This is a genomic window from Sporolactobacillus shoreae (assembly GCF_004684935.1).
Lineage (GTDB): Bacteria > Bacillota > Bacilli > Bacillales > Sporolactobacillaceae > Sporolactobacillus > Sporolactobacillus shoreae.
The window spans coordinates 14795-37693 of sequence record NZ_SRJD01000019.1; the positions used below are offsets into that span (position 1 = coordinate 14795).

The window sequence follows — 22899 nt, forward strand, 5'->3', positions numbered from 1 at the left end:
CCTCCTGACTCTTTCGGCGAATCTGTTACCTTTTGATAAATCCCTGATAATTTTTCTTCACAAGCTGGCTTTCAATACGTTTCATTGTATCCAGAGCGACACCAACGACAATCAGCAGGCTTGTTCCACCGATTCGGGCACTTGCCGGAAGACCCCCCAATTGTCCGAATACAATAGGCAATAGTGAGATAATCGCCAGGAAGATAGCTCCTAAAAAAGTCAGCCGGTACAAAATGGTTGTGATGTATTTTTCCGTGCTTTTACCAGGACGGATGCCAGGAATGTATCCACCCTGCTCGCCAAGGTTCTTCGCCATTTTTTCCGGATTCACCTGAACAAACGTATAAAAATAGGTGAACGCGATAATCAAGATGGCATAGATGATCATTCCATAAACCGTTGAGTAATCAAATATCCTGACGATCCAGGTTGTGACCGAATTCTGATGGAAGAACTGAGCAATTGTCGGCGGTGTGATCATCAGTGAAATCGCAAAGATAACCGGGATGACACCAGCGGCATTAACCTTGATCGGGAGATGAGCTGGTTCCGCGCTATACGTTTTCGTGCCAATTGTCCTCTTCGCATACTGAATCGGAATCTTCCTCATGGCCTGCTGTACGAAAATCGTACCAACAACGATCAGCAATACGACAACGACGATCGCCAGCAAACCAAGCAATTCCATAAAGGTGTTGGCTGCGCCGGAAAAGCGCTGTGCGTAAATTTGATTAATAGACGTCGGGATCCTAGCCACAATGCCGGCAAAGATAAGAATGGAAATACCGTTGCCCACACCGTTGGCCGTGATCTGATCGCCCAGCCACATCAGAAATGCGGTACCGCTGGTCAGAACCAGTGCGATGATAAGAAATGTCCAGATACTTGGATTGCTCACAAGCCCCTGGAATCTCGAGTTGAATGAATAGGAGAGGCCGATCGCTTCAATAAAACCAAGTACAATTGTACTGTACCGGGTCAACTGATTTAACTTCCGCCTTCCCATTTCCCCCTGCTTCGACCATTCAGTCAGTTTAGGTACAACATCCATTTGAAGAAGCTGCACAATGATGGAAGCGGTGATATACGGCATAACCCCCATCGAAAGGATAGAGAAGTTTTGCAGCGCGCCGCCTCCAAAAGTATTAAACAAGCCGAAAGCACTGTTATCGCTGATATTAATCAATTGTGTATTAATATCCGGCACAGGAATGAATGTCCCGATACGGAAGATAACAAGCATGATCAATGTGAAGATAATTTTTTTCCGTATTTCAGCTTCTCGCCACATACTGGAAAGCACTTGAAACATCAGATCACCTCAGTGTTTCCGCCTGCAGATTCAATAGCTTCCTTGGCAGAAGCAGAAAATTTAGTCGCCTTCACTGTTAATTTAGCTTCAAGTTTGCCTTCACCCAAAATCTTGACACCATCGTTCAGTTTCCTGATAACGCGTGTTTCAAGTAAAAGTTCCGGTGTGACTTCTGTCCCGTTTTCAAAGCGGTTGAGCTTTTCAACATTGACAATTGAATAGACTTTGCGTGTCGGGTTTTTAAATCCCTTCTTAGGCAGAGTCTGAAGTAAAGGCAGCTGTCCACCTTCAAATCCCGGGCGGATATTGCCGCCTGAACGGGCCTTCTGTCCTTTTTGTCCTCGACCAGATGTTTTGCCAAGTCCGGAACCATAGCCGCGGCCCACTCTTTTTCTCGCAAAGCGGGAACCTTCAGCCGGTTTCAATTCATGGAGTTTCATCTTGGCACCTCCTTGTTCTCAGTATGTTGCAGATCAGTCATTCAGTTCGCGAACAGCCAGCAAATGTGAGACCTTGCTGATCATTCCGCGGATTGAAGGATTATCTTCCTGAATGACTGTCTGATATGTTTTTCTAAGTCCCAATGTCCTGACCGTCACACGCTGTGATTCGGGACGGCCGATGACGCTGTGTTTGAGGGTGATTTCCAATTTCTTTGCCATTTTGTTCCCTCCTTATCCCAGCAATTCTTCAACAGATTTACCGCGAAGTTTGGCAACATGTTCTGCCTGTTTCAGGTTCTTCAGACCTTCAACTGTGGCGCGAACCATGTTGATCGGATTATTCGAACCGAGCGACTTCGAAAGAATGTCCTTCAGTCCAGATAATTCGATTACGGCGCGGACAGGTCCGCCCGCAATAATACCGGTACCGGCAGATGCAGGTTTCAGGAGAACACTTCCGGCACCTGAATGTCCAACAACTTGATGCGGGATCGTTGTGTTAACGATCGGGACATTAAATATATTTTTCTTGGCATCTTCAATCGCTTTCCTGATGGCTTCTGGCACTTCATGAGCCTTGCCCTGTCCGAAACCGACTCTGCCTTTTTTGTCACCGACAACAACCAGTGCTGCAAAACGGAAACGACGTCCGCCTTTCACAACCTTTGCAACACGGTTAATCGTCACGACACGTTCTTCAAACTCTGATTTATTACGATCTGATTTGTTGCGATCATTATTAGCCATGGATTCCCCTCCTTATTTTTAGAATTTTAATCCGGCTTCCCGGGCACCGTCGGCAACAGCCTGGATGCGCCCGTGATAGAGATAACCGCTTCTGTCGAATACAACGGTATCGATACCCTTATCCAGCGCGCGCTGTCCGATAAGTTCACCGACTTTTTTAGCGGCAGTAACATCGCTGCCCTTTTCAAGATCAAATGCTTTGTCAACTGATGAGGAAGATACGAGTGTAACGCCCTTTGTATCATCAATCAGCTGTGCATAGATATTTTTGGAAGAGCGGAAAACATTCAAACGTGGACGTTCGCTCGTTCCATTGATGCGATGACGGACATGAAGATGTCTTTTTTGGCGGATTGCATTCTTGTCCTTCTTAGTGATCATGCTTGAGTCGCTCCTTTCTACCTGACGTTTCGGTTAATTACTTACCGGTCTTACCTTCCTTGCGGCGTACTTGCTCGCCCTCATAACGAATTCCCTTACCCTTGTAAGGCTCTGGTGAACGTACGGAGCGGATGTTTGCTGCTACTTCTCCGACACGCTGCTTATCGATACCGCTGACGGATATTTTGTCATTACCTTCAACGTTAAGCTCAATTCCCTGTTCCGGAACAATTTCAACCGGATGAGAATAGCCGACATTTAGGACCAAATTCTTACCCTGCTTATTTGCGCGATAGCCGACACCGACCAGTTGAAGGTTCTTGGTAAAGCCCTTGGTTACACCTTCAACCATATTGCTGATCAGGCTGCTTGTCGTGCCGTGCAGTGCCCGATGCTGATTCGAATCATCCGGCCTTTCAACTTTGATCTCATTGTCTTCCTGCTTGATGATCATATCCGGGTGAAAAGTACGAGACATTTCTCCCTTTGGTCCTTTGACAGTCACTTTCTGACCTTCAAGGGTGACCGTGACACCTTCAGGAACAACTGTTGGTCTTAATCCAATACGGGACATGTGTACACCTCCAATCTAATTTCCTGCTTACCAAACGTATGCGAGGATTTCTCCGCCGACATTCTGCTGACGGGCTTCTTTATCTGTAACAATTCCCTTTGATGTCGAAACAATTGCAATACCGAGACCACCAAGCACTTTAGGCACTTCGTCTGCCTTTGCGTAAACGCGAAGTCCCGGCTTGCTGATCCTTTTCAGCCCTGAAATCACACGCTCTTTGTTTCCGCCGAATTTAAGGAACAGACGGAGTACACCCTGCTTGTCATCTTCTACGTATTCAACATCTTTGATGAAGCCTTCACGTTTCAGAATTTCAGCGATTTCTCTCTTTACCCTGGAACCTGGCAGCTCAATCTGTTCATGACGAACAATGTTCGCGTTACGAATGCGGGTCAGCATATCTGCAATAGGATCTGTCATGACCATGCAAATCGACCTCCTTCCCTATCACTTAAAATTTTACCAGCTGGACTTTTTGACACCGGGAATCTGTCCCTTGTGAGCCAGTTCACGGAAGCAAATTCTGCATAATTTGAATTTCCTGAGAACCGAATGAGGACGTCCGCAGCGTTCACAGCGTGTATATTCCTGCACCTTGAATTTCTTAGGACGATGTGCGGATACAAGCATTGATGTTTTTGCCAAAATTCATATCCTCCTTATCGATGATTATTTTACAAATGGCATGCCAAGCAATGTAAGCAAAGCAGATGCTTCTTCATCGGTATTCGCGGAGGTCACAATGACGATGTCCATTCCGCGTACCTTATCAACCTTGTCATAGTCGATTTCTGGAAATATCAGTTGTTCGCGGATGCCAAGCGTATAGTTGCCACGGCCATCGAATGCTTTCTTGGAAATCCCACGGAAATCACGGACACGTGGGAGCGCCACAGTAATTAGTTTGTCAAGGAAGTCATACATCCGGTCCTTCCTAAGTGTAACCTTTGCTCCAATGGCAACCCCTTCACGCAGCTTGAAAGCAGCAATGGACTTCTTCGCCCGTGTAATAACAGGCTTTTGTCCTGACAGAGCAGTCAGATCTTCAACAGCGCTGTCCAGAACCTTCGAATTGTGGACGGCATCACCGACACCCATATTGATGACAATCTTCTCGATTGCCGGCACCTGCATAATGGATGTGTATTTAAACTTTTCAATTAAAGCCGGAACTACTTCATTTTCATATTTATCTTTGAAACGGCCCATGAGTTTACCTCCTTTCACAGACTGGCGAGTTACTCAATCACTTCGCCTGATTTTTTAGAAACACGTACTTTTTTCCCATCAACTATCTTATGGCCTACGCGTGTAGGCTCGTTTGTCTTCGGATCAACCAGCATAACATTTGAAACATGAATTGGCGCTTCGTGTTCAAGAATTCCGCCCTGAGGAGCAGCCTGTGACGGCTTTGAATGTTTCTTGACAATGTTGACACCTTCAACAAGAACTCGTTCCTTTGCAGGATAGGCAGCAAGAATCGTTCCCTGCTTGCCCTTGTCTTTCCCGGTGATGACCTGAACCTTATCGCCTTTTTTGACATGCAGCTTTGTCATGTTGTTTAGCACCTCCTTTTTCTGAACATCCGAGATTACAATACTTCCGGTGCGAGAGATACAATCTTCATAAACTGTCCGTCGCGAAGTTCACGGGCGACTGGTCCGAAGATACGGGTTCCGCGCGGGCTCTTGTCATCACGGATCAGAACAACGGCGTTTTCGTCGAATCGGATGTAGGATCCGTCCGTTCTTCTGACACCATGTCGTGTCCGGACAACAACAGCCTTAACAACTTCGCCCTTCTTAACAACGCCACCTGGTGTTGCTTGTTTTACCGTAGCAACAATAACATCGCCGATATTGGCCGTCTTGCGTCCGGATCCTCCAAGAACTTTGATGGTCAGGACTTCGCGGGCTCCGGAATTATCGGCTACCTTCAAACGGCTTTCCTGCTGGATCATTAAATGCGACCTCCCTTCGATCTCAGGATTTTAAAACCTGAGATCAGATGATAACGGATTCCTCTACGATTTTCACAAGGCGGAAACGTTTATCCTTCGAAAGCGGGCGAGTTTCCATAATTTCAACAATATCGCCAGTTTTTGCCTGATTGTTTTCGTCATGTGCTTTAAATTTCTTTGAATATTTCACGTGTTTTCCGTAAAGGCGGTGGTTCTTATATGTTTCGACCAGAACTGTAATTGTCTTATCCATCTTATCCGATACGACGCGTCCAACCAGAACTTTACGGGCATTGCGAGCTTCTTCAGCCATTCAGATAACCTCCTTTTCAGCCGTTTTGAACATTCAGTTCACGTTCACGCAAAATCGTTTTTGCGCGAGCAATAGATTTCCGAACTTCACGAATGCGGGCAGGGTTTTCCAATTGTCCGGTTGCCAACTGAAAGCGCAGGTTAAACAGTTCTTCTTTGAGAGACTTGACGTTCTGTTCAACCTCGGCAGTGGTTAAATTACGAATTTCATCAGCCTTCATTTGCGTCACCACCCACTTCTTCGCGTTTCACGATTTTCGTCTTAATAGGCAGCTTGTGGCTGGCCAGTCTCAATGCCTCGTTTGCCACTTCCTCGTTAATACCGCCAACTTCAAAAAGCACGCGGCCCGGCTTAACGACAGCCACCCATCCTTCTGGAGCACCTTTACCGGAACCCATGCGGACATCAAGAGGTTTCTTTGTATATGATTTCTGTGGGAAAATCTTGATCCAGACTTTTCCGCCACGTTTCATAAAACGCGTCATAGCGACACGAGCGGCTTCAATCTGACGGCTTGTAATCCATGCGGATTCCAGAGCCTGCAATCCATATTCACCGAAAGTCACCGTTGCGCCTGCCTTGGTCTGTCCGCGCATTCTTCCGCGGTGCTGTCTGCGATATTTTACACGTTTTGGCATTAACATAATTATCTGCCTCCTTCCTTATTGTTCGTTCCTTTCGTCGGAAGGACCTCTCCGCGATAAATCCATACTTTTACACCAATTTTGCCATAGGTTGTATCTGCTTCTGCAGTTCCATAGTCAATATCAGCCCGCAATGTATGCAGCGGTACAGTTCCTTCACTGTAATCTTCGGTACGGGCCATATCTGCACCACCGAGACGGCCTGCGCACTGGGTTTTAATACCCTTGGCGCCTGCTCTCATGGCTCTCTGCAGCGTCTGCTTCTGAGCGCGTCTCCATGAAATACGGCTTTCTAGCTGGCGGGCGATATTTTCCGCTACCAGCTTGGCATCCAGATCAGCCTGCTTGATTTCGAAGATATTGACATGTACTTTTTTGCCCGTCAGGTCATTCAGTGCTTTTCTGAGTTCTTCAACTTCAGATCCGCCTTTTCCGATGACCATGCCCGGTTTCGCTGTTTTGATCGTAATATTGATACGGTTAGCGGCACGTTCCAACTCAATTCCTGAGACGGCAGCATCCTTCAGCCTGTTTTCAACGTACTTGCGAATTTTGATATCTTCATGAAGATATTCAGCGTAATTCTTATCTGCATACCATTTGGATTCCCAGTCACGGATAATTCCGACTCTGAAACCAATGGGATTAATTTTCTGACCCACGCATTATCCCTCCTTCTTTTCCGATACGATAATCGTAATGTGGCTTGTGCGCTTATTAATTTTGCTTGCGCTGCCCTTCGCACGGGGACGGAAACGCTTGAGTGTTGCTCCTTCGTCCACATATGCTTTTTCAACATACAGGTCATCGGTATCCATATCATAATTATGTTCTGCATTTGCAACTGCAGATTTGAGTACTTTTTCGATAATCGGGGACGCTGCTCTCTGAGTGTTTTTCAGGACAGCCAGCGCATATCCGACTTCCTTGCCCCTGATAAGATCAATTACAAGACGTGCCTTACGAGGAGCAATACGAATTTGTCTGCCAACAGCTTTAGCTTGCATCATCGTTCCTCCTTTCGTTTAGCGAGCGCTCGTTTTCTTGTCAGAAGATGCATGTCCGCGGTATGTTCTGGTCGGGGCAAATTCTCCAAGTTTATGTCCTACCATGTCTTCCGTGACGTAAACCGGCACGTGTTTGCGCCCGTCATATACGGCAATGGTATGGCCGATAAAATCAGGGAAAATAGTCGACCGGCGTGACCAGGTCTTTACGACTCTTTTTTCGTCTTTTTCGTTTAAAGCGGCAACCTTTGTCATCAGATGATCATCGACAAAAGGCCCTTTCTTCAGGCTTCGGCTCATTGATAGGCCTCCTTCCAAAATAAATTATCTACGCGCAATTATTTCTTGCGATGTCTGATAATAAACTGTTCTGACTGGTTCTTTTTCTTACGCGTCTTGTAACCCATTGTCGGCTTGCCCCATGGTGACATCGGCGACTTGCGTCCGACAGGAGCTTTACCTTCACCACCACCATGCGGATGGTCGTTCGGGTTCATTACTGAACCACGGACTGTCGGGCGAACGCCCTTCCAACGCGAACGGCCGGCTTTGCCAATTGAAACCAGGCCATGTTCGAGATTTCCTACCTGTCCGATTGATGCGCGGCACGTTTCAAGAATCATCCTGACTTCACCGGATACAAGACGGACAAGAACGTATTTGCCCTCTTTACCAAGAATCTGTGCTGAAGCACCGGCTGAACGAACAAGCTGTCCACCCTTGCCTGGTTTCAGTTCGATATTGTGTACCGTTGTACCCACAGGAATGTTTTTTAGCGGAAGTGCATTACCGGTTTTGATGTCGGCATCAACACCTGATTCAATTTGCATGCCTACTTTGAGGCCTTGTGGTGCAAGAATGTAACGTTTCTCGCCATCGGCATAATGAACCAGTGCGATATTGGCGGTACGGTTCGGATCATATTCAATTGTGGCAATACGACCTGGTACGCCATCCTTGTTGCGTTTGAAATCAATAATACGATACTGGCGTTTGTGACCGCCGCCCTGATGGCGAACAGTCAGCTTACCTTGATTGTTGCGGCCAGCTTTGTTTGGCAATGACTGAAGCAAACTTTTTTCTGGTTTTGTTGCTGTTATTTCAGCGAAATCCAGTGAGCTCATATTTCTGCGCCCGTTGGATGTCGGTTTGTACTTTTTAAGTGGCACGATCAGTAACCTCCTTCTTTAGTGATACTTAGTTACCCGATAAGAAATCCAGTTCCTTGCTTTCGGGTGTCAAAGTGACGATTGCTTTCTTACGTTTTTGAGTGTACCCCGAGTAACGGCCATAGCGTTTCGGCTTTCCTTTGACGGTAATGGTGTTGACCTTGACGACTTTAACATCAAAAATGGCTTCAACTGCACGCTTGATTTCTGACTTATTCGCATGAATTTCAACATCGAACGTGTATTTCTTATCAGCCATCTGATCAGTCGTCCGTTCAGTCATTACGGGGCGCTTTATAATATCGCGTGGATCTTTCATTATCCAAGCACCTCCCCAAGCTTTTCGGCGGCTTCCTTGGTGACGATCAGTTTGTCGTATGCGACGACATCCAGGACATTAACCTGAGTTGCCGTGAGCACTTTCACTCCCGGAACATTGCGTGCGGAAAGAATCACTGTGTCATCAAACTCATTAGTTACAACCAATGCCTTTTCTGTAACGGAAAGATTCTTCAGAACTGAAACAAAATCTTTTGTCTTCGGAGCATCCAGTTTCAGGTTGTCGAGAACGATTAGATCGCTTTCGCCTACTTTTCCGGATAATACCGACCTGATTGCCAGTTTCCGAACCTTTTTAGGAAGTTTATAAGCATAGCTGCGTGGTGTCGGTCCAAATACCGTACCTCCGCCTACCCATTGAGGGGAACGGATGGAACCCTGACGTGCACGACCGGTCCCCTTCTGGCGCCACGGCTTGCGTCCGCCGCCGCGTACTGCAGAACGATTTTTAACTGCGTGCGTTCCCTGGCGCCGAGATGCCTGTTGCATCACAACGGCCTGGTAAACGACATGTTCATTAGGTTCGATGCCGAAGACCGTATCTGAAAGTTCAACTGCTCCGACTTCAGCACCTTTTTGATCAAAAACTGTTAATTTTGGCATGGAAGTATCCTCCTTTCTTATTTATCTTTTACTGCTGCTTTGAGAGCAGATTTGATTGTGATATAGCTTTTTTTTGCGCCCGGTACATTTCCTCTGATGAGGATCAGTTTGCGCTCTGCATCTACTTTTGCAATAACCAGATTCTGAACTGTGACTGTTTCTCCGCCCATACGTCCGGCAAGCTTCTTGCCCTTGAATACGTGGGCCGGATCGATAACGCCCATAGAACCTGGACGGCGATGGTAGCGTGAACCGTGAGCCATAGGTCCGCGTGACTGGTTGTTACGCTTGATCGGGCCTTGATAGCCTTTACCCTTTGATGTGCCTGTTACATCAACAATATCTCCTGCTTTGAATGTTTCTGCAGTTATTTCCTGGCCAAGTTCATAGTCAGCCAGATTTACATTACGGATTTCTTGAATGAAGCGCTTAGGTTCTGCCTTTGCCTTATCAGCGTGGCCCTGAGCCGGTTTGGTAATTCGTGATGCTTTCGCTTTATCGAAGCCGATCTGGACAGCTTCATATCCGTCTGTTTCAACGTCTTTCTTTTGAAGAACAACGTTATCAGATACGTCAACAACTGTTACAGCAATTGCATCTCCGTTTTCAGCGAAAATCTGAGTCATACCAACCTTTTTGCCTAAGATTCCTTTAGTCATCCGTTACACCTCCCATACAAGTTAAATTAATTTATAGCTTGATTTCGATGTCAACACCGGACGGAAGATCAAGTCTCATCAGAGAATCAACCGTCTGCGGTGTCGGCTCAACAATGTCGACCAGACGCTTGTGTGTGCGCATTTCGAACTGTTCACGTGAGTCCTTGTATTTGTGTACCGCACGTAAAATCGTGTAGATCGACTTTTCAGTCGGAAGCGGAATCGGTCCGGATACCTTTGCACCGGAACGTTTTGCCGTTTCTACGATCTTTTCTGCGGACTGATCTAAAATACGGTGATCATATGCCTTCAGACGAATGCGAATCTTTTGTTTTGCCATCTTAAATTCCCTCCTTTTTTCGTCCATTTTTCAAAAACAGACTTGCTCCGCGAAAATTTCCGTCTATCCCGCCTTGGCAAAGGAGCCGGGTGTATCCGCAACCTTCCGCATCATCGCTGCAAAACCAACTTCACTATTATACCTGACTTGAATGGTGAAAGCAAGGCGGAAGACCGTTTTTTCAGTGACTTATACATTATAAAGAGTTTTAATTTAAAGTTCAACCGAAAGTTAAATTCAAATAATTATTATTCGCCTTTTATAGAGAAAAAAACGATAAAAAAAGCGCCTCACAAGGAGACGCTTTTTTTATCGTTTTATTTTGAAATCATTCAACGATTTCGGCAACAGATCCGGCGCCGACCGTGCGGCCACCTTCACGGATAGAGAACTTCGTGCCCTGTTCAATTGCGATAGGGGCAATCAGTTCAACATCCATGGTGACGTTGTCGCCAGGCATTACCATTTCAGTGCCTTCCGGAAGCGTAATCGTACCGGTTACGTCGGTTGTCCTGAAATAGAATTGCGGACGGTAGTTTGTGAAGAACGGAGTGTGACGGCCGCCTTCTTCTTTCTTCAATACATAAACCTGAGCCTTGAATTTTTTGTGAGCCGTAACGGTGCCTGGTTTGATAAGAACCTGACCACGTTCAACGCCTTCACGTTCAACGCCACGGAGAAGTGCGCCGATGTTGTCGCCGGCTTCAGCATAGTCCAGAGTTTTGCGGAACATTTCGACACCCGTTACAATCGTTTTCTTAGGGGCATCTGCCAGACCAAGGATTTCAACTTCGTCGCCGATTTTAACGGTTCCGCGTTCTACACGGCCAGTAGCAACTGTTCCACGTCCTGTAATCGAGAAAACGTCTTCGACAGGCATCATGAACGGCTTGTCATTTTCACGGACAGGAGTCGGGATGTAGCTGTCAACAGCGTCCATCAATTCAAGAATATGTTTCTCTTCTTCAGGGTCACCCTGGAGAGCTTTCAAAGCTGAGCCCTTGATAACCGGTACATCGTCGCCCGGATAATCATATTCACTCAGAAGGTCGCGAACTTCCATTTCAACCAGTTCAAGAAGTTCAGGGTCGTCAACCTGGTCGGTCTTGTTCAGGAATACGATGATCGCAGGAACACCGACCTGATGAGCAAGCAGGATGTGTTCACGTGTCTGAGGCATTGGGCCGTCGACAGCGGAAACAACCAGGATAGCGCCGTCCATCTGTGCTGCACCGGTGATCATGTTCTTGACATAGTCAGCGTGCCCTGGGCAGTCAACGTGTGCATAGTGACGGGAATCTGTTTCGTATTCAACGTGAGCTGTTGAAATCGTGATCCCACGTTCTCTTTCTTCCGGTGCTCCGTCAATGGAGTCATATGCACGTGCCTGTGCTTTGCCTTGTTTAGCAAGTACAGTAGTGATTGCTGCAGTCAATGTTGTTTTGCCGTGATCAACGTGGCCGATTGTACCAATGTTAACATGCGGCTTTGTGCGTTCATAATGTTCTTTAGCCATGGATCTTATTATCCTCCTTTAATTCAATGCAAAGTTTTTTTGATTTATATGCAGTAAGGAAACTGGCAAAAGTACATGCCATCTCCCTTAGCTTACAATAAAAAACAAAGTGTGACAATCAGGCAATCAGCAAATAAAATTATTCACCGGTTGCTTTCTTAATAATGTCTTCACCGACACTCTTTGGCACTTGTTCGTAATGATCAAACTGCATCGTGAATGTGCCGCGTCCCTGAGTTGATGAACGGAGTGATGTCGCATAACCGAACATTTCGGCCAGAGGTACGTGAGCGTCAACAACCTGGGCACCCGAACGGGCTTCCATGCCGTCAACCCTTCCGCGACGACTGGTGATATCACCCATGATATCGCCCAGATACTCATCAGGCATATTGACTTCAACCTTCATGATCGGTTCGAGAATGACCGGTGCACAGACACTCTTGGCAGATTTCAGTGCCATGGATGCCGCAATTTTGAAGGCCATTTCACTCGAGTCAACATCATGATATGAACCGTCAACCAGGCTGGCCTTGACGTCGATAATTGGATAACCCGCCAGCAGACCGTTCTGAAGTGATTCTTTCAGGCCGGCTTCAACTGCTGGAATGTACTCACGCGGAACGACACCACCGACGATCTTGTTTTCAAAGACAAATCCTTCGCCTTCATCAAGCGGTTCAAATTCGATCCACACATGTCCGTACTGGCCGTGGCCACCAGACTGACGGATGAACTTACCTTCAGCCCGACCTGGTTTTGTGAGCGTTTCACGGTAGGCAACCTGCGGCGCACCGACGTTCGCTTCCACTTTGAATTCGCGGCGCATACGGTCAACGATAATATCAAGGTGAAGCTCACCCATACCACCGATGATGGTCTGGCCAGTTTCTTCATCTGTATGTGTCTTGAAAGTCGGATCTTCTTCCGCCAATTTGGCGAGTGCAACATCCATCTTATCTTGGTCAGCTTTTGACTTCGGTTCAATCGCCACATGAATAACCGGATCAGGGAATTCCATTGATTCCAGAACGATCAAATTGCTTTCATCGCAGAGTGTGTCTCCGGTTGTCGTATTCTTCAAACCAACTGCTGCAGCGATATCACCTGAGTAAACCTTTTTGATTTCGCTCCGGTGATTGGCGTGCATCAACAAAATACGGCCAAGACGTTCACGCGAATCCTTCGTCGAGTTCTGAACATATGAGCCTGCTTCTACGGTACCCGAATAGACACGGAAGAAAGTCAGTTTTCCGACAAAGGGGTCAGTCATGACTTTAAAAGCCAGCGCAGCGAATGGTGCATTATCGTCCGCCTCGCGTTCGACTTCTTCACCGTTGTCAGGAAGTGTACCCTTGATCGGCGGTACGTCAAGCGGAGATGGAAGATAATCAATGACCGCATCGAGTACATGCTGAACACCCTTGTTTTTAAAGGCTGTTCCGCAAAGCACCGGATAAAATTTAACAGCGCAAGTCGCTTTACGGATGGCTGCTTTAAGCTCCTCTACAGAAACTTCGTCGCCATTCAGGTATTTCTCCATGATATCATCATCGACGTCGGCAACGGCTTCGACAAGTTTATCATGGTATTCTTCAGCCTGTTCCTTATATTCATCCGGAATTTCTTCGGCTTCAACGATCGATCCCAGATCGTCTTCATAGATGTAAGCCTGCATATTAACCAAGTCAATTTCGCCCTTGTAATTGTCTTCAGCGCCCATCGGCAGCTGAATCGGATGAGCATTGGCCTGAAGGCGTTCATGCAGAGTCTTGCACGAATAGAGGAAGTTGGCACCGATTTTATCCATTTTGTTTACAAACACGATTCTTGGTACACCGTATGTGGTCGCCTGACGCCAAACAGTTTCTGTCTGAGGTTCGACACCTGATTGGGCATCAAGAACTGTGACGGCGCCATCAAGGACACGAAGTGAACGCTCAACTTCAACAGTGAAGTCGACGTGTCCCGGGGTGTCGATGATATTAATCCGGTGGTTTTTCCATTGTGCCGTTGTTGCAGCGGATGTGATTGTGATACCGCGTTCCTTTTCCTGATCCATCCAGTCCATTTGTGAAGCCCCTTCATGGGTTTCACCAATTTTGTGAATGCGTCCGGAATAGAACAAAATACGCTCCGTTGTCGTTGTCTTGCCGGCATCAATGTGAGCCATAATGCCAATGTTGCGCGTTTTCTCCAGAGAGAATTCTCTTGCCATGGTTTTCACTCCTTCCTCAGTGTGAATTGCAATTACCAGCGGTAATGAGCAAAAGCCTTGTTGGCCTCAGCCATTTTATGCATATCTTCGCGTTTCTTTACGGACGCTCCGGTATTGTTCGAAGCATCGATAATTTCGTTTGCCAATCTCTCGACCATGGTCTTTTCGCCACGAAGTCTTGAGTAATTGACCAGATAGCGCAAGCCCAAAGTCGTCCGACGTTCCGGGCGCACTTCGACCGGCACCTGATAGTTTGAACCGCCGACACGGCGTGCCTTTACTTCGAGAACAGGCATAACATTCTTCAGTGCCTGTTCGAATACTTCCATAGGTTCCGTATTGGTGCGTTCCTTGATTAAATCAAATGCCTGATAGAGTATAGTCTGGGATTTGCCTCTTTTGCCGTCCTTCATCATACGGTTAATCAGGCGTGTGACCAGCTTCGAATTGTACAGCGGATCAGGCAGAACATCTCTTTTTTCAACAGGTCCTTTTCTAGGCATGATAACTCCTCCTTCCCTATTCGGTTATTTGCTTATTCCTTAGGCTTCTTTGCGCCGTATTTTGAGCGACCCTGCTTACGGTCAACAACACTGGCTGTATCGAGAGCGCCACGAACGATGTGATAACGCACACCAGGAAGGTCCTTGACACGGCCTCCACGAATCAGGACAACACTGTGTTCCTGCAGATTGTGTCCGATTCCCGGGATATAAGCATTCACTTCAATGTTGTTCGACAGACGGACACGGGCATACTTACGGAGCGCTGAGTTCGGCTTCTTAGGAGTCAGTGTGCCGACACGAGTGCACACACCGCGTTTCTGTGGTGCGAAATCATCGGTCAGTGCTTTTTTGAAGCTATTGTATCCCCTGTTCAGAGCAGGTGATGTGGACTTTTTGATTTTCGACTTGCGTCCCTGACGAATTAATTGGTTGATTGTTGGCATATTCCTGTTCCTCCTTTCAAAATTCTAAACCCACTGATCCAGGCGGTTCCTTTTTCGCGCAAAAAAGTGTTTTTGCAAAAGAAATGTCTTTTGCAAAAACATCATCTTTTTATTGCAACTGCCGATGCCCCGACTTCAATGCCGCATGCTTGACCCAGCTTCTTCATTGAGTCGACAGGGTATACCGGCACATGTAATTCTTCCGCAAGTGTCAGCACTTTATTGGTTACACGAACATCGGCATCTTCAGCAATGATAACTTCCTTGATACGGTTTTCCTTCAAAGCTTTCAACGCCTGTTTCGTGCCAATAATAATTCCGTTCTTTGCTTGTGTCACTTTTTCATAAGACATCAGGCAACATCCTCCAAAGCAACAAATCTTCAAGAACACTCAGATATAATAGCACCTGGCATTCTTCATTGTCAACACCTAATTAGCTCTGCTGATTGATTAGCTCATCGGCAGGTTTCTCTTCCAAAGTCTTATTTTCTTCATCTTCAGCCGCCAGAATCTCGATATTGCGATATTTTGGCATACCGGTTCCAGCAGGAATCAATTTACCGATCGTCACATTTTCTTTGAGGCCAATCAGTTCGTCGACCTTGCCCTTGATAGCTGCATCAGTCAGCACCCTCGTTGTTTCCTGGAAAGAAGCGGCAGACAAGAAGGATTCTGTTTCAAGGGCTGCCTTTGTAATACCAAGCAGGACAGGATGCCCGGTTGCTGGCATTTTCCGGTGAAGCAGGACATCACGGTTATCCTCTTTAAATCTGTGGATATCAACGAGTGCGCCCGGAAGCACTGAAGTATCTCCGTTATCAATGACACGGATCTTCCGCATCATCTGTCGGACCATGACTTCAACGTGCTTATCACCGATTTCAACACCCTGCATCCGGTACACTTTCTGCACTTCACGGAGCAGATAGTTCTGAACCCCTCTAAGCCCAACAACATGAAGCAGTTCCTTCGGGTCAATAGATCCTTCATTCAGGGGTTCGCCAGCCTTGATTTCGCTGCCCTCTCCGACTTTCATGCGTGCGCTCAGCGAAATCGTATAGCTCCGTGTTTCAAGTTCGCCTTTGACAGTGACTTCCCGTTTGTCCTTCAGTTCGTTGACAGAAGTGACAATACCGTTGATTTCAGAAATCGTTGCCTGACCTTTAGGATTGCGGGCTTCAAACAATTCCTGAATACGCGGGAGACCTTGTGTAATATCGTCTCCGGCAACACCGCCGGTATGGAAAGTACGCATGGTCAGCTGAGTACCAGGTTCGCCGATAGACTGTGCAGCTATAATACCGACCGCCTCGCCTACTTCTACTTCCGAACCTGTTGCCAGATTGCGTCCATAGCACTTCTTACATACGCCGTGACGGGTTTCGCAAGTGAATACCGATCGGATCTCTACTTCTTCAATGCCTGCATTTACAATTTTGGTTGCCGTGTCCTCATTGATCAGTCCGTCCCTCTCAACAAGTAGCTCATTCGTATCAGGGTTATAGATTGTCTGGTTGGACGTACGGCCGACAAGACGGTCATACAAGCTTTCAATTTCCTCTGTACCTTCACGGATTGCGCGGACAACAAGGCCGCGGTCTGTGCCGCAATCATCTTCCCTGACAATAACATCCTGGGCGACATCGACGAGACGACGCGTCAGATAACCAGAGTTGGCTGTCTTCAACGCCGTGTCTGCAAGCCCCTTGCGGGCGCCGTGAGTGGAAATGAAATATTCCAGCACAGTCAGGCCTTCACGGAAGCTTGAAATAATTGGCAGCTCGATAATTCGGCCTGAAGGATCTGCCATCAGTCCACGCATACCGGCCAGCTGAGTAAAGTTCGATGCATTTCCTCGGGCACCCGAATCACTCATCATGAAGATCGGGTTTGTCTTGGCCAAAGAGTCCATCAGTTTTGACTGGATTGTGTCTTTAGCGTCACTCCAGATTCCAACGACACGCTCGTACCGCTCATCTTCAGTAATTAAGCCACGCCGGAACTGTTTCATGACCTTCTGGACATCTTCTTCAGCCTTATCCAGAATCTCTTTTTTCTCAGGAAGCACGATGACATCAGAGACACCTACCGTAATTCCCGCTTTGGTTGAATACTGGAAACCCAGCGCTTTCAACCGGTCAAGGAATTTGGAAGTTTCCGTTACCTTGTACCGTTTGAACACTTCAGCAATAATGTGTCCCAGATACCCCTTCTTGAAGGGAGGAATTTCATCGCGGGATGCAATTTCCTTTTTAATATCCGCACCCATTGGTACAAAATATTTGTCCGGTGTCGCAACCTGTAGATTGTGATCCGTCGGTTCGTTAATATAAGGGAACGCTGGAGGCAAAATACGGTTGAAAATCAGTTTCCCGACTGTTGTCAGCAGGTACTTTTCATTTTGTTCTTCAGTAAACGTCGGATTATGTGTTGACACGGCAGGGATCGCGATCCGTGAATGGAAATGGACATAACCGTTATGATAGGCCAGCATCACTTCATTTGGATCTTTGAATACCTTGCCTTCACCGACCGCCCCTTTTCTTTCAAGGGTCAGGTAATAGTTCCCCAACACCATATCCTGTGAAGGCGTAACAATTGGCTTGCCGTCTTTCGGGTTCAGGATGTTTTGGGCACCGAGCATCAGCAGTCTGGCTTCAGCCTGTGCTTCCGTTGAAAGCGGAACGTGAACCGCCATCTGGTCGCCATCGAAATCAGCGTTGTACGCTGTGCAGACAAGAGGATGGAGTCGAATGGCACGCCCTTCAACAATTCTAGGCTCAAAGGCCTGAATTCCGAGCCGGTGCAGTGTAGGGGCACGGTTGAGAAGAACAGGATGTTCTTTGATCACATCTTCAAGAACGCCCCAAACTTCCGGGTTAACCTTTTCAACCTTGCGTTTTGCACTCTTAATGTTATTGGCAATGCCGCGACCTACCAATTCCTTCATAACAAACGGCTTAAACAGTTCAAGCGCCATTTCCTTTGGAAGTCCGCATTGATACATCTGAAGGCTCGGGCCAACGGCAATAACCGAACGGCCGGAATAATCGACACGTTTTCCGAGCAGATTTTGACGGAAACGCCCCTGCTTCCCTTTCAGCATATGGGAAAGAGACTTGAGCGGGCGGTTGCCAGGACCTGTTACCGGGCGGCCTCTACGGCCGTTATCGATCAATGAATCGACAGCTTCCTGAAGCATACGCTTTTCATTCTGGACGATGATGCTTGGCGCTCCCAGTTCAAGAAGCCTTTTCAGCCGGTTATTGCGGTTGATGACGCGGCGGTAAAGGTCGTTCAGGTCGGACGTTGCAAAACGTCCGCCATCCAACTGCACCATAGGACGCAGTTCAGGAGGGATAACAGGTAAAACGTCAAGAATCATCCATGAAGGTTCGTTGCCTGATTCACGGAAGGCTTCAACAACTTCAAGCCGTTTAACCGCCCGTGTTCTGCGCTGCCCTTGGACGCTTTTCAGTTCTTCCTGAAGTGTTTGTGATTCCTTGTCCAGATCAATATCCTGCAGCAGCTTTTTAATTGCCTCCGCGCCCATGCCGGCTTTAAAAGCGGCACCGTACTTATCACGATAACTCCGATATTCTTTTTCAGAAAGAAGCTGTTTCTTCTCGAGCGGAGTATCTCCTGGTTCTGTTACTACATAAGACGCAAAGTAAATAACTTCTTCAAGCGCACGGGGTGACATATCGAGAAGAAGCCCCATTCGGCTTGGTATCCCTTTAAAATACCAGATGTGAGAGACCGGAGCGGCAAGTTCAATATGCCCCATTCTCTCTCTTCTGACCTTTGCACGGGTTACTTCAACGCCGCATCGGTCACAGACAACGCCCTTATATCGGACACGTTTGTATTTACCACAGTGACATTCCCAGTCTTTTGTCGGTCCGAAAATCCGTTCACAAAATAAGCCGTCCTTTTCAGGCTTCAGCGTCCTGTAATTGATCGTTTCCGGCTTCTTGACTTCACCGTGCGACCAAGAACGGATTTTATCCGGCGATGCCAATCCAATCTTCATAAATTCAAATTTATTAACATCCAGCAAGGGGGCAACCTCCCTTATATTTTCAGTCTGTTGGCATTTATGCCACCGAGTTGTTTCACCGAGCTGCTGTTTACTAGAAGAGGTTGATTCTGAATATCTTAAACTTGTACGTTCAGGCTGTCATCCAGTGTTTCTTCTTCATCTTCAAGTTCCTTGATGACAATCTCTGATTTGTCTTCAGCCAAAACTTTGACGTCCATGCCAAGGCTCTGCAGTTCCTTGATCAATACTTTAAAGGCTTCCGGAACACCAGGATCCGGCACATTTTCACCCTTGACAATCGCTTCGTAAGTCTTTACGCGTCCGACAACATCGTCCGATTTCACTGTCAGAATTTCCTGAAGTGTGTGTGCGGCTCCATAGGCTTCCAATGCCCAGACTTCCATTTCACCGAAACGCTGGCCGCCGAATTGTGCCTTGCCTCCAAGAGGCTGCTGCGTAACAAGTGAATACGGTCCTGTTGACCGCGCGTGCAGTTTATCGTCAACCATGTGTGCCAGTTTGATCATGTACATGACACCGACCGAGACGCGGTTGTCAAATGGTTCTCCGGTGCGCCCATCATACAGAACTGTCTTTCCGTCTCTTGAAAGTCCAGCTTCTTCCAGCGTGCTCCAAACATCTTCTTCACGGGCACCGTCAAATACCGGTGTCGCAACGTGAATGCCAAGTTCGCGGGCTGCCATTCCAAGGTGAAGTTCCAGCACTTGCCCGATATTCATTCGCGAAGGTACACCCAGAGGATTCAGCATGATGTCGAGCGGACGTCCACTCGGTAGGAAAGGCATGTCCTCTTCCGGAAGGATTTTGGAAATGACACCCTTGTTACCGTGACGGCCAGCCATTTTGTCGCCTTCATGGATCTTTCTCTTCTGAACAATATAAACACGGACAAGTTCATTGACACCCGGAGGTAGCTCGTCTCCGGCGTCACGGGTGAAAATCTTGACGTCGTGGACGATTCCTCCGCCACCATGTGGAACTTTCAGAGAGGTATCACGAACCTCACGTGCTTTTTCACCGAAAATGGCGTGAAGCAGACGTTCCTCGGCTGTCAGTTCCGTTACACCCTTAGGCGTTACTTTGCCGACAAGAATGTCACCATCGCGGACTTCCGCACCAATACGGATAATTCCGCGGTCATCCAGATTTTTCAGGGCATCATCGCCGACGTTCGGAATATCACGGGTAATATCTTCAGGGCCAAGTTTCGTATCACGGGCATCGGATTCATACTCTTCAATATGGATCGATGTATAAACATCGTCTTTGACCAGCTTCTCACTCATGATGACAGCATCTTCATAGTTGTAACCGTTCCATGTCATGAAACCGACAAGTACGTTACGACCGAGCGCAAGTTCTCCCTTGTCCATAGACGGGCCATCGGCAATGATCTCGCCCTTGTCCACAACCATGCCTTTTTCAACAATAGGCTTCTGATTGTAGCACATACCCTGGTTTGATCGTTCAAACTTAGATAGCTTGTAAGTAACAATATCTCCTTCGGTCTCTTTGCCTTCAACTGTTTCCAAAGTCCGAATCTTTATATTATTTGCAGACACGAATTCAACACGTCCGCGATGCTTTGAACGGATGGCTGCTCCAGAATCACGGGCCGAAACATATTCCATACCGGTTCCGACAAGCGGTGCTTCCGGGTTGAGTAGCGGAACGGCCTGGCGCTGCATATTCGCTCCCATCAGCGCACGGTTTGAATCATCGTTCGCCAGGAACGGAATACATGCCGAAGCAACCGACACAACCTGTTTTGGCGATACGTCCATGTAATCCACGCGGTCGCGGTGAACAACAAGATTCTCACTACGGAAACGTGCGAGAATATGATCATCCTTAAATGACCCGTCGTCATTCAATTCCGCGTTTGCCTGAGCAACAACGTAATTATCCTCTTCATCCGCGGTCAAGTAGTCAATGTGTTCTGTAACTTTTCCGGCATCCGGATCGACGCGGCGGTACGGGGTTTCAATAAATCCATACTTATTGACACGCGCATAACTCGACAGAGAGTTGATCAGTCCGATGTTCGGACCTTCAGGCGTTTCAATCGGGCACATGCGGCCATAGTGCGAATAGTGGACGTCACGAACTTCCATTCCGGCGCGCTCTCTCGTCAGACCACCTGGTCCAAGTGCAGAAAGCCTGCGTTTGTGGGTCAGCTCAGCCAACGGGTTCGTCTGGTCCATGAACTGTGAAAGCTGAGAGCTGCCAAAAAATTCCTTAATGGAAGCGATGACCGGTCTGATATTGATCAGTGCCTGCGGTGTAATGCTGTTCGTATCCTGTATGGACATTCTTTCACGAATGACACGCTCCATACGGGAAAGCCCAATGCGGAACTGATTCTGTAAAAGTTCTCCGACGGACCTCAAACGGCGGTTGCCCAGGTGGTCAATATCATCGGTGTCCCCAATGCCATGCATTAGATTAAAGAAATAATTCATTGACGACAGAATATCGGCCGGGGTAATGTGCTTGATCGACTTATCGATGCCGCAATTACCCATCACTTTAATCACTTTGCCCCTGTCTTCATCCAGCGGCGAATAGACGCTGATCGACTGAACTCTGACGTTCTGGCCGGCAATCACGCCATCACGAGGTGTATATTCAACAAAACCAATCTTTTTTTCAATGATCGGAAGCAGCCGGTCGAGTGTCCGGCGGTCAAGCAGAGTCCCCTCATTGGCCACAATTTCCCCTGTTTCCGGATCGATCAGCTTTTCAGCGAGGCGCTGATTGAAAAGACGGTTTTTGATGTTCAGTTTCTTGTTCATTTTATAACGACCGACGTTTGCCAGATCATAGCGTTTCGGATCGAAAAAACGTGCTTCAAGAAGGCTCTTCGCATTTTCGACAGTCGGCGGTTCACCTGGACGCAGACGTTCGTAAATTTCAACTAAAGCCTTGTCTGTGCTATCTGTGTTGTCTTTCTCCAAAGTATTTCTGAGATACTCATCATCGCCAAGAAGATCGATGATTTCCTGATCAGTGCTAAAGCCGAGAGAACGCAAAAGAACCGTAACCGGCACTTTCCTCGTACGGTCAATTCTCACGTAAGCAACATCTTTAGCATCCGTTTCGTATTCAAGCCACGCGCCCCTGTTCGGGATAACCGTTGCGCCATAGCCTTTTTTAGCGTTTTTATCAACTCTTTCATTGAAGTAAACGCCAGGCGAACGTACCAGCTGTGAAACAATGACACGTTCCGCACCATTGATAATAAACGTTCCTGCCTCCGTCATGAGAGGGAAATCACCCATAAATACTTCTTGCTCTTTTACTTCGCCCGTCTCTTTATTAATCAGCCGGACTTTAACGCGCAGTGGTGCCGCATAAGTTACATCACGCGATTTTGATTCATCAACCGAGTATTTGGGTTCTCCCAAACTATAGTCGACAAACTCCAAAATCAGATTTCCCGTAAAATCTTCCACCGGGGAAATGTCCTGAAACATCTCCCGGATGCCTTCATCCAAAAACCATTGGTAGGAGGCAGTCTGAATTTCAATGAGATTAGGGAGTTCCAGTACTTCTTTAATCCGAGCGTAGCTCCTGCGTTGGCGGTGGCGTCCGTATTGTACGAGTTGACCTGTCAACTATTTCACCCCTCAAATCAAGCATATTGAAAAAACCGGCAAA

At 47.3% G+C, this 22899-nt stretch carries 29 protein-coding genes; all 29 read right to left on the reverse strand.

The window, feature by feature from the left end:
* Window positions 1–25: 25 nt before the first annotated feature.
* Window positions 26–1312: a preprotein translocase subunit SecY gene (secY, locus tag E4665_RS14010; protein WP_135349427.1), complete on the reverse strand. Its 1287-nt coding sequence runs from the start codon at window positions 1310–1312 to the stop codon at window positions 26–28.
* Window positions 1312–1752, reverse strand: coding sequence for a 50S ribosomal protein L15 (rplO, locus tag E4665_RS14015; protein WP_135349428.1), 441 nt, complete (start codon window positions 1750–1752; stop codon window positions 1312–1314). Before rplO ends, secY begins: the two co-directional genes overlap by 1 nt.
* Before the next feature lie 33 nt (window positions 1753–1785).
* Window positions 1786–1974, reverse strand: a complete 189-nt coding sequence (gene rpmD / locus E4665_RS14020; RefSeq protein WP_135349429.1) for a 50S ribosomal protein L30 — start codon at window positions 1972–1974, stop codon at window positions 1786–1788.
* Between the two features lie 12 nt (window positions 1975–1986).
* Window positions 1987–2502, reverse strand: a complete 516-nt coding sequence (gene rpsE, locus E4665_RS14025) for a 30S ribosomal protein S5 (RefSeq protein ID WP_135349430.1) — start codon at window positions 2500–2502, stop codon at window positions 1987–1989.
* Window positions 2503–2520: 18 nt separating this feature from the next.
* Complete coding sequence (rplR, locus tag E4665_RS14030; protein ID WP_135349431.1) at window positions 2521–2883, reverse strand: 50S ribosomal protein L18; 363 nt, start codon at window positions 2881–2883, stop codon at window positions 2521–2523.
* 37 nt (window positions 2884–2920) lie between these two features.
* Window positions 2921–3457 carry a 50S ribosomal protein L6 gene (rplF, locus tag E4665_RS14035; protein WP_135349432.1) on the reverse strand — a complete coding sequence of 179 codons (537 nt, stop codon included), beginning with the start codon at window positions 3455–3457 and terminating at the stop codon, window positions 2921–2923.
* Between the two features lie 27 nt (window positions 3458–3484).
* The gene (gene rpsH / locus E4665_RS14040) at window positions 3485–3883 is read right to left on the reverse strand and encodes a 30S ribosomal protein S8 (protein ID WP_135349433.1); all 399 of its coding nucleotides are present in this window, start codon (window positions 3881–3883) and stop codon (window positions 3485–3487) included.
* A 33-nt stretch (window positions 3884–3916) separates the two neighbouring features.
* On the reverse strand, window positions 3917–4102 hold the full coding sequence (locus tag E4665_RS14045; RefSeq protein ID WP_135349434.1) for a type Z 30S ribosomal protein S14: 186 nt from the start codon (window positions 4100–4102) through the stop codon (window positions 3917–3919).
* A gap of 24 nt (window positions 4103–4126) precedes the next feature.
* Window positions 4127–4666 (reverse strand): 50S ribosomal protein L5, encoded by a 540-nt coding sequence (gene rplE, locus E4665_RS14050; protein WP_135349435.1) that lies wholly within the window; start codon window positions 4664–4666, stop codon window positions 4127–4129.
* Between the two features lie 29 nt (window positions 4667–4695).
* A complete protein-coding gene (rplX, locus tag E4665_RS14055) occupies window positions 4696–5004 on the reverse strand; it encodes a 50S ribosomal protein L24 (RefSeq protein WP_135349477.1) in 309 nt (102 codons plus the stop codon).
* 44 nt (window positions 5005–5048) lie between these two features.
* Window positions 5049–5417: a 50S ribosomal protein L14 gene (gene rplN, locus E4665_RS14060; RefSeq protein ID WP_135349436.1), complete on the reverse strand. Its 369-nt coding sequence runs from the start codon at window positions 5415–5417 to the stop codon at window positions 5049–5051.
* Window positions 5418–5460: 43 nt separating this feature from the next.
* Window positions 5461–5730: a 30S ribosomal protein S17 gene (rpsQ, locus tag E4665_RS14065; protein WP_135349437.1), complete on the reverse strand. Its 270-nt coding sequence runs from the start codon at window positions 5728–5730 to the stop codon at window positions 5461–5463.
* 16 nt (window positions 5731–5746) lie between these two features.
* The gene (gene rpmC, locus E4665_RS14070; protein WP_130032516.1) at window positions 5747–5950 is read right to left on the reverse strand and encodes a 50S ribosomal protein L29; all 204 of its coding nucleotides are present in this window, start codon (window positions 5948–5950) and stop codon (window positions 5747–5749) included.
* A complete protein-coding gene (gene rplP, locus E4665_RS14075; RefSeq protein ID WP_135349438.1) occupies window positions 5940–6374 on the reverse strand; it encodes a 50S ribosomal protein L16 in 435 nt (144 codons plus the stop codon). Before rplP ends, rpmC begins: the two co-directional genes overlap by 11 nt.
* Before the next feature lie 2 nt (window positions 6375–6376).
* The gene (gene rpsC, locus E4665_RS14080; RefSeq protein WP_135349439.1) at window positions 6377–7036 is read right to left on the reverse strand and encodes a 30S ribosomal protein S3; all 660 of its coding nucleotides are present in this window, start codon (window positions 7034–7036) and stop codon (window positions 6377–6379) included.
* Between the two features lie 3 nt (window positions 7037–7039).
* Complete coding sequence (rplV, locus tag E4665_RS14085) at window positions 7040–7381, reverse strand: 50S ribosomal protein L22 (RefSeq protein ID WP_135349440.1); 342 nt, start codon at window positions 7379–7381, stop codon at window positions 7040–7042.
* Between the two features lie 18 nt (window positions 7382–7399).
* Window positions 7400–7681, reverse strand: coding sequence for a 30S ribosomal protein S19 (gene rpsS / locus E4665_RS14090; RefSeq protein ID WP_135349441.1), 282 nt, complete (start codon window positions 7679–7681; stop codon window positions 7400–7402).
* Between the two features lie 38 nt (window positions 7682–7719).
* A complete protein-coding gene (gene rplB, locus E4665_RS14095) occupies window positions 7720–8550 on the reverse strand; it encodes a 50S ribosomal protein L2 (protein WP_135349442.1) in 831 nt (276 codons plus the stop codon).
* 28 nt (window positions 8551–8578) lie between these two features.
* Window positions 8579–8869, reverse strand: coding sequence for a 50S ribosomal protein L23 (rplW, locus tag E4665_RS14100; protein ID WP_135349443.1), 291 nt, complete (start codon window positions 8867–8869; stop codon window positions 8579–8581).
* Window positions 8869–9492 (reverse strand): 50S ribosomal protein L4, encoded by a 624-nt coding sequence (gene rplD, locus E4665_RS14105; protein WP_135349444.1) that lies wholly within the window; start codon window positions 9490–9492, stop codon window positions 8869–8871. Before rplD ends, rplW begins: the two co-directional genes overlap by 1 nt.
* A 17-nt stretch (window positions 9493–9509) precedes the next feature.
* Complete coding sequence (gene rplC / locus E4665_RS14110; protein ID WP_135349445.1) at window positions 9510–10151, reverse strand: 50S ribosomal protein L3; 642 nt, start codon at window positions 10149–10151, stop codon at window positions 9510–9512.
* Between the two features lie 31 nt (window positions 10152–10182).
* On the reverse strand, window positions 10183–10491 hold the full coding sequence (gene rpsJ, locus E4665_RS14115; RefSeq protein ID WP_010024543.1) for a 30S ribosomal protein S10: 309 nt from the start codon (window positions 10489–10491) through the stop codon (window positions 10183–10185).
* A gap of 328 nt (window positions 10492–10819) precedes the next feature.
* Window positions 10820–12007, reverse strand: a complete 1188-nt coding sequence (tuf, locus tag E4665_RS14120; protein ID WP_135349446.1) for an elongation factor Tu — start codon at window positions 12005–12007, stop codon at window positions 10820–10822.
* Between the two features lie 139 nt (window positions 12008–12146).
* Window positions 12147–14225 (reverse strand): elongation factor G, encoded by a 2079-nt coding sequence (fusA, locus tag E4665_RS14125; RefSeq protein ID WP_135349447.1) that lies wholly within the window; start codon window positions 14223–14225, stop codon window positions 12147–12149.
* A 32-nt stretch (window positions 14226–14257) separates the two neighbouring features.
* A complete protein-coding gene (gene rpsG / locus E4665_RS14130) occupies window positions 14258–14728 on the reverse strand; it encodes a 30S ribosomal protein S7 (RefSeq protein ID WP_135349448.1) in 471 nt (156 codons plus the stop codon).
* 32 nt (window positions 14729–14760) lie between these two features.
* On the reverse strand, window positions 14761–15174 hold the full coding sequence (rpsL, locus tag E4665_RS14135; RefSeq protein WP_135349449.1) for a 30S ribosomal protein S12: 414 nt from the start codon (window positions 15172–15174) through the stop codon (window positions 14761–14763).
* Between the two features lie 101 nt (window positions 15175–15275).
* Entirely contained in the window at window positions 15276–15527 is a 252-nt protein-coding gene (locus E4665_RS14140) for a 50S ribosomal protein L7ae-like protein (protein ID WP_135349450.1), read from the reverse strand.
* A gap of 82 nt (window positions 15528–15609) precedes the next feature.
* Complete coding sequence (gene rpoC, locus E4665_RS14145; RefSeq protein ID WP_135349451.1) at window positions 15610–19236, reverse strand: DNA-directed RNA polymerase subunit beta'; 3627 nt, start codon at window positions 19234–19236, stop codon at window positions 15610–15612.
* Window positions 19237–19334: 98 nt separating this feature from the next.
* On the reverse strand, window positions 19335–22856 hold the full coding sequence (gene rpoB, locus E4665_RS14150) for a DNA-directed RNA polymerase subunit beta (RefSeq protein ID WP_135349452.1): 3522 nt from the start codon (window positions 22854–22856) through the stop codon (window positions 19335–19337).
* Window positions 22857–22899 lie beyond the last annotated feature (43 nt).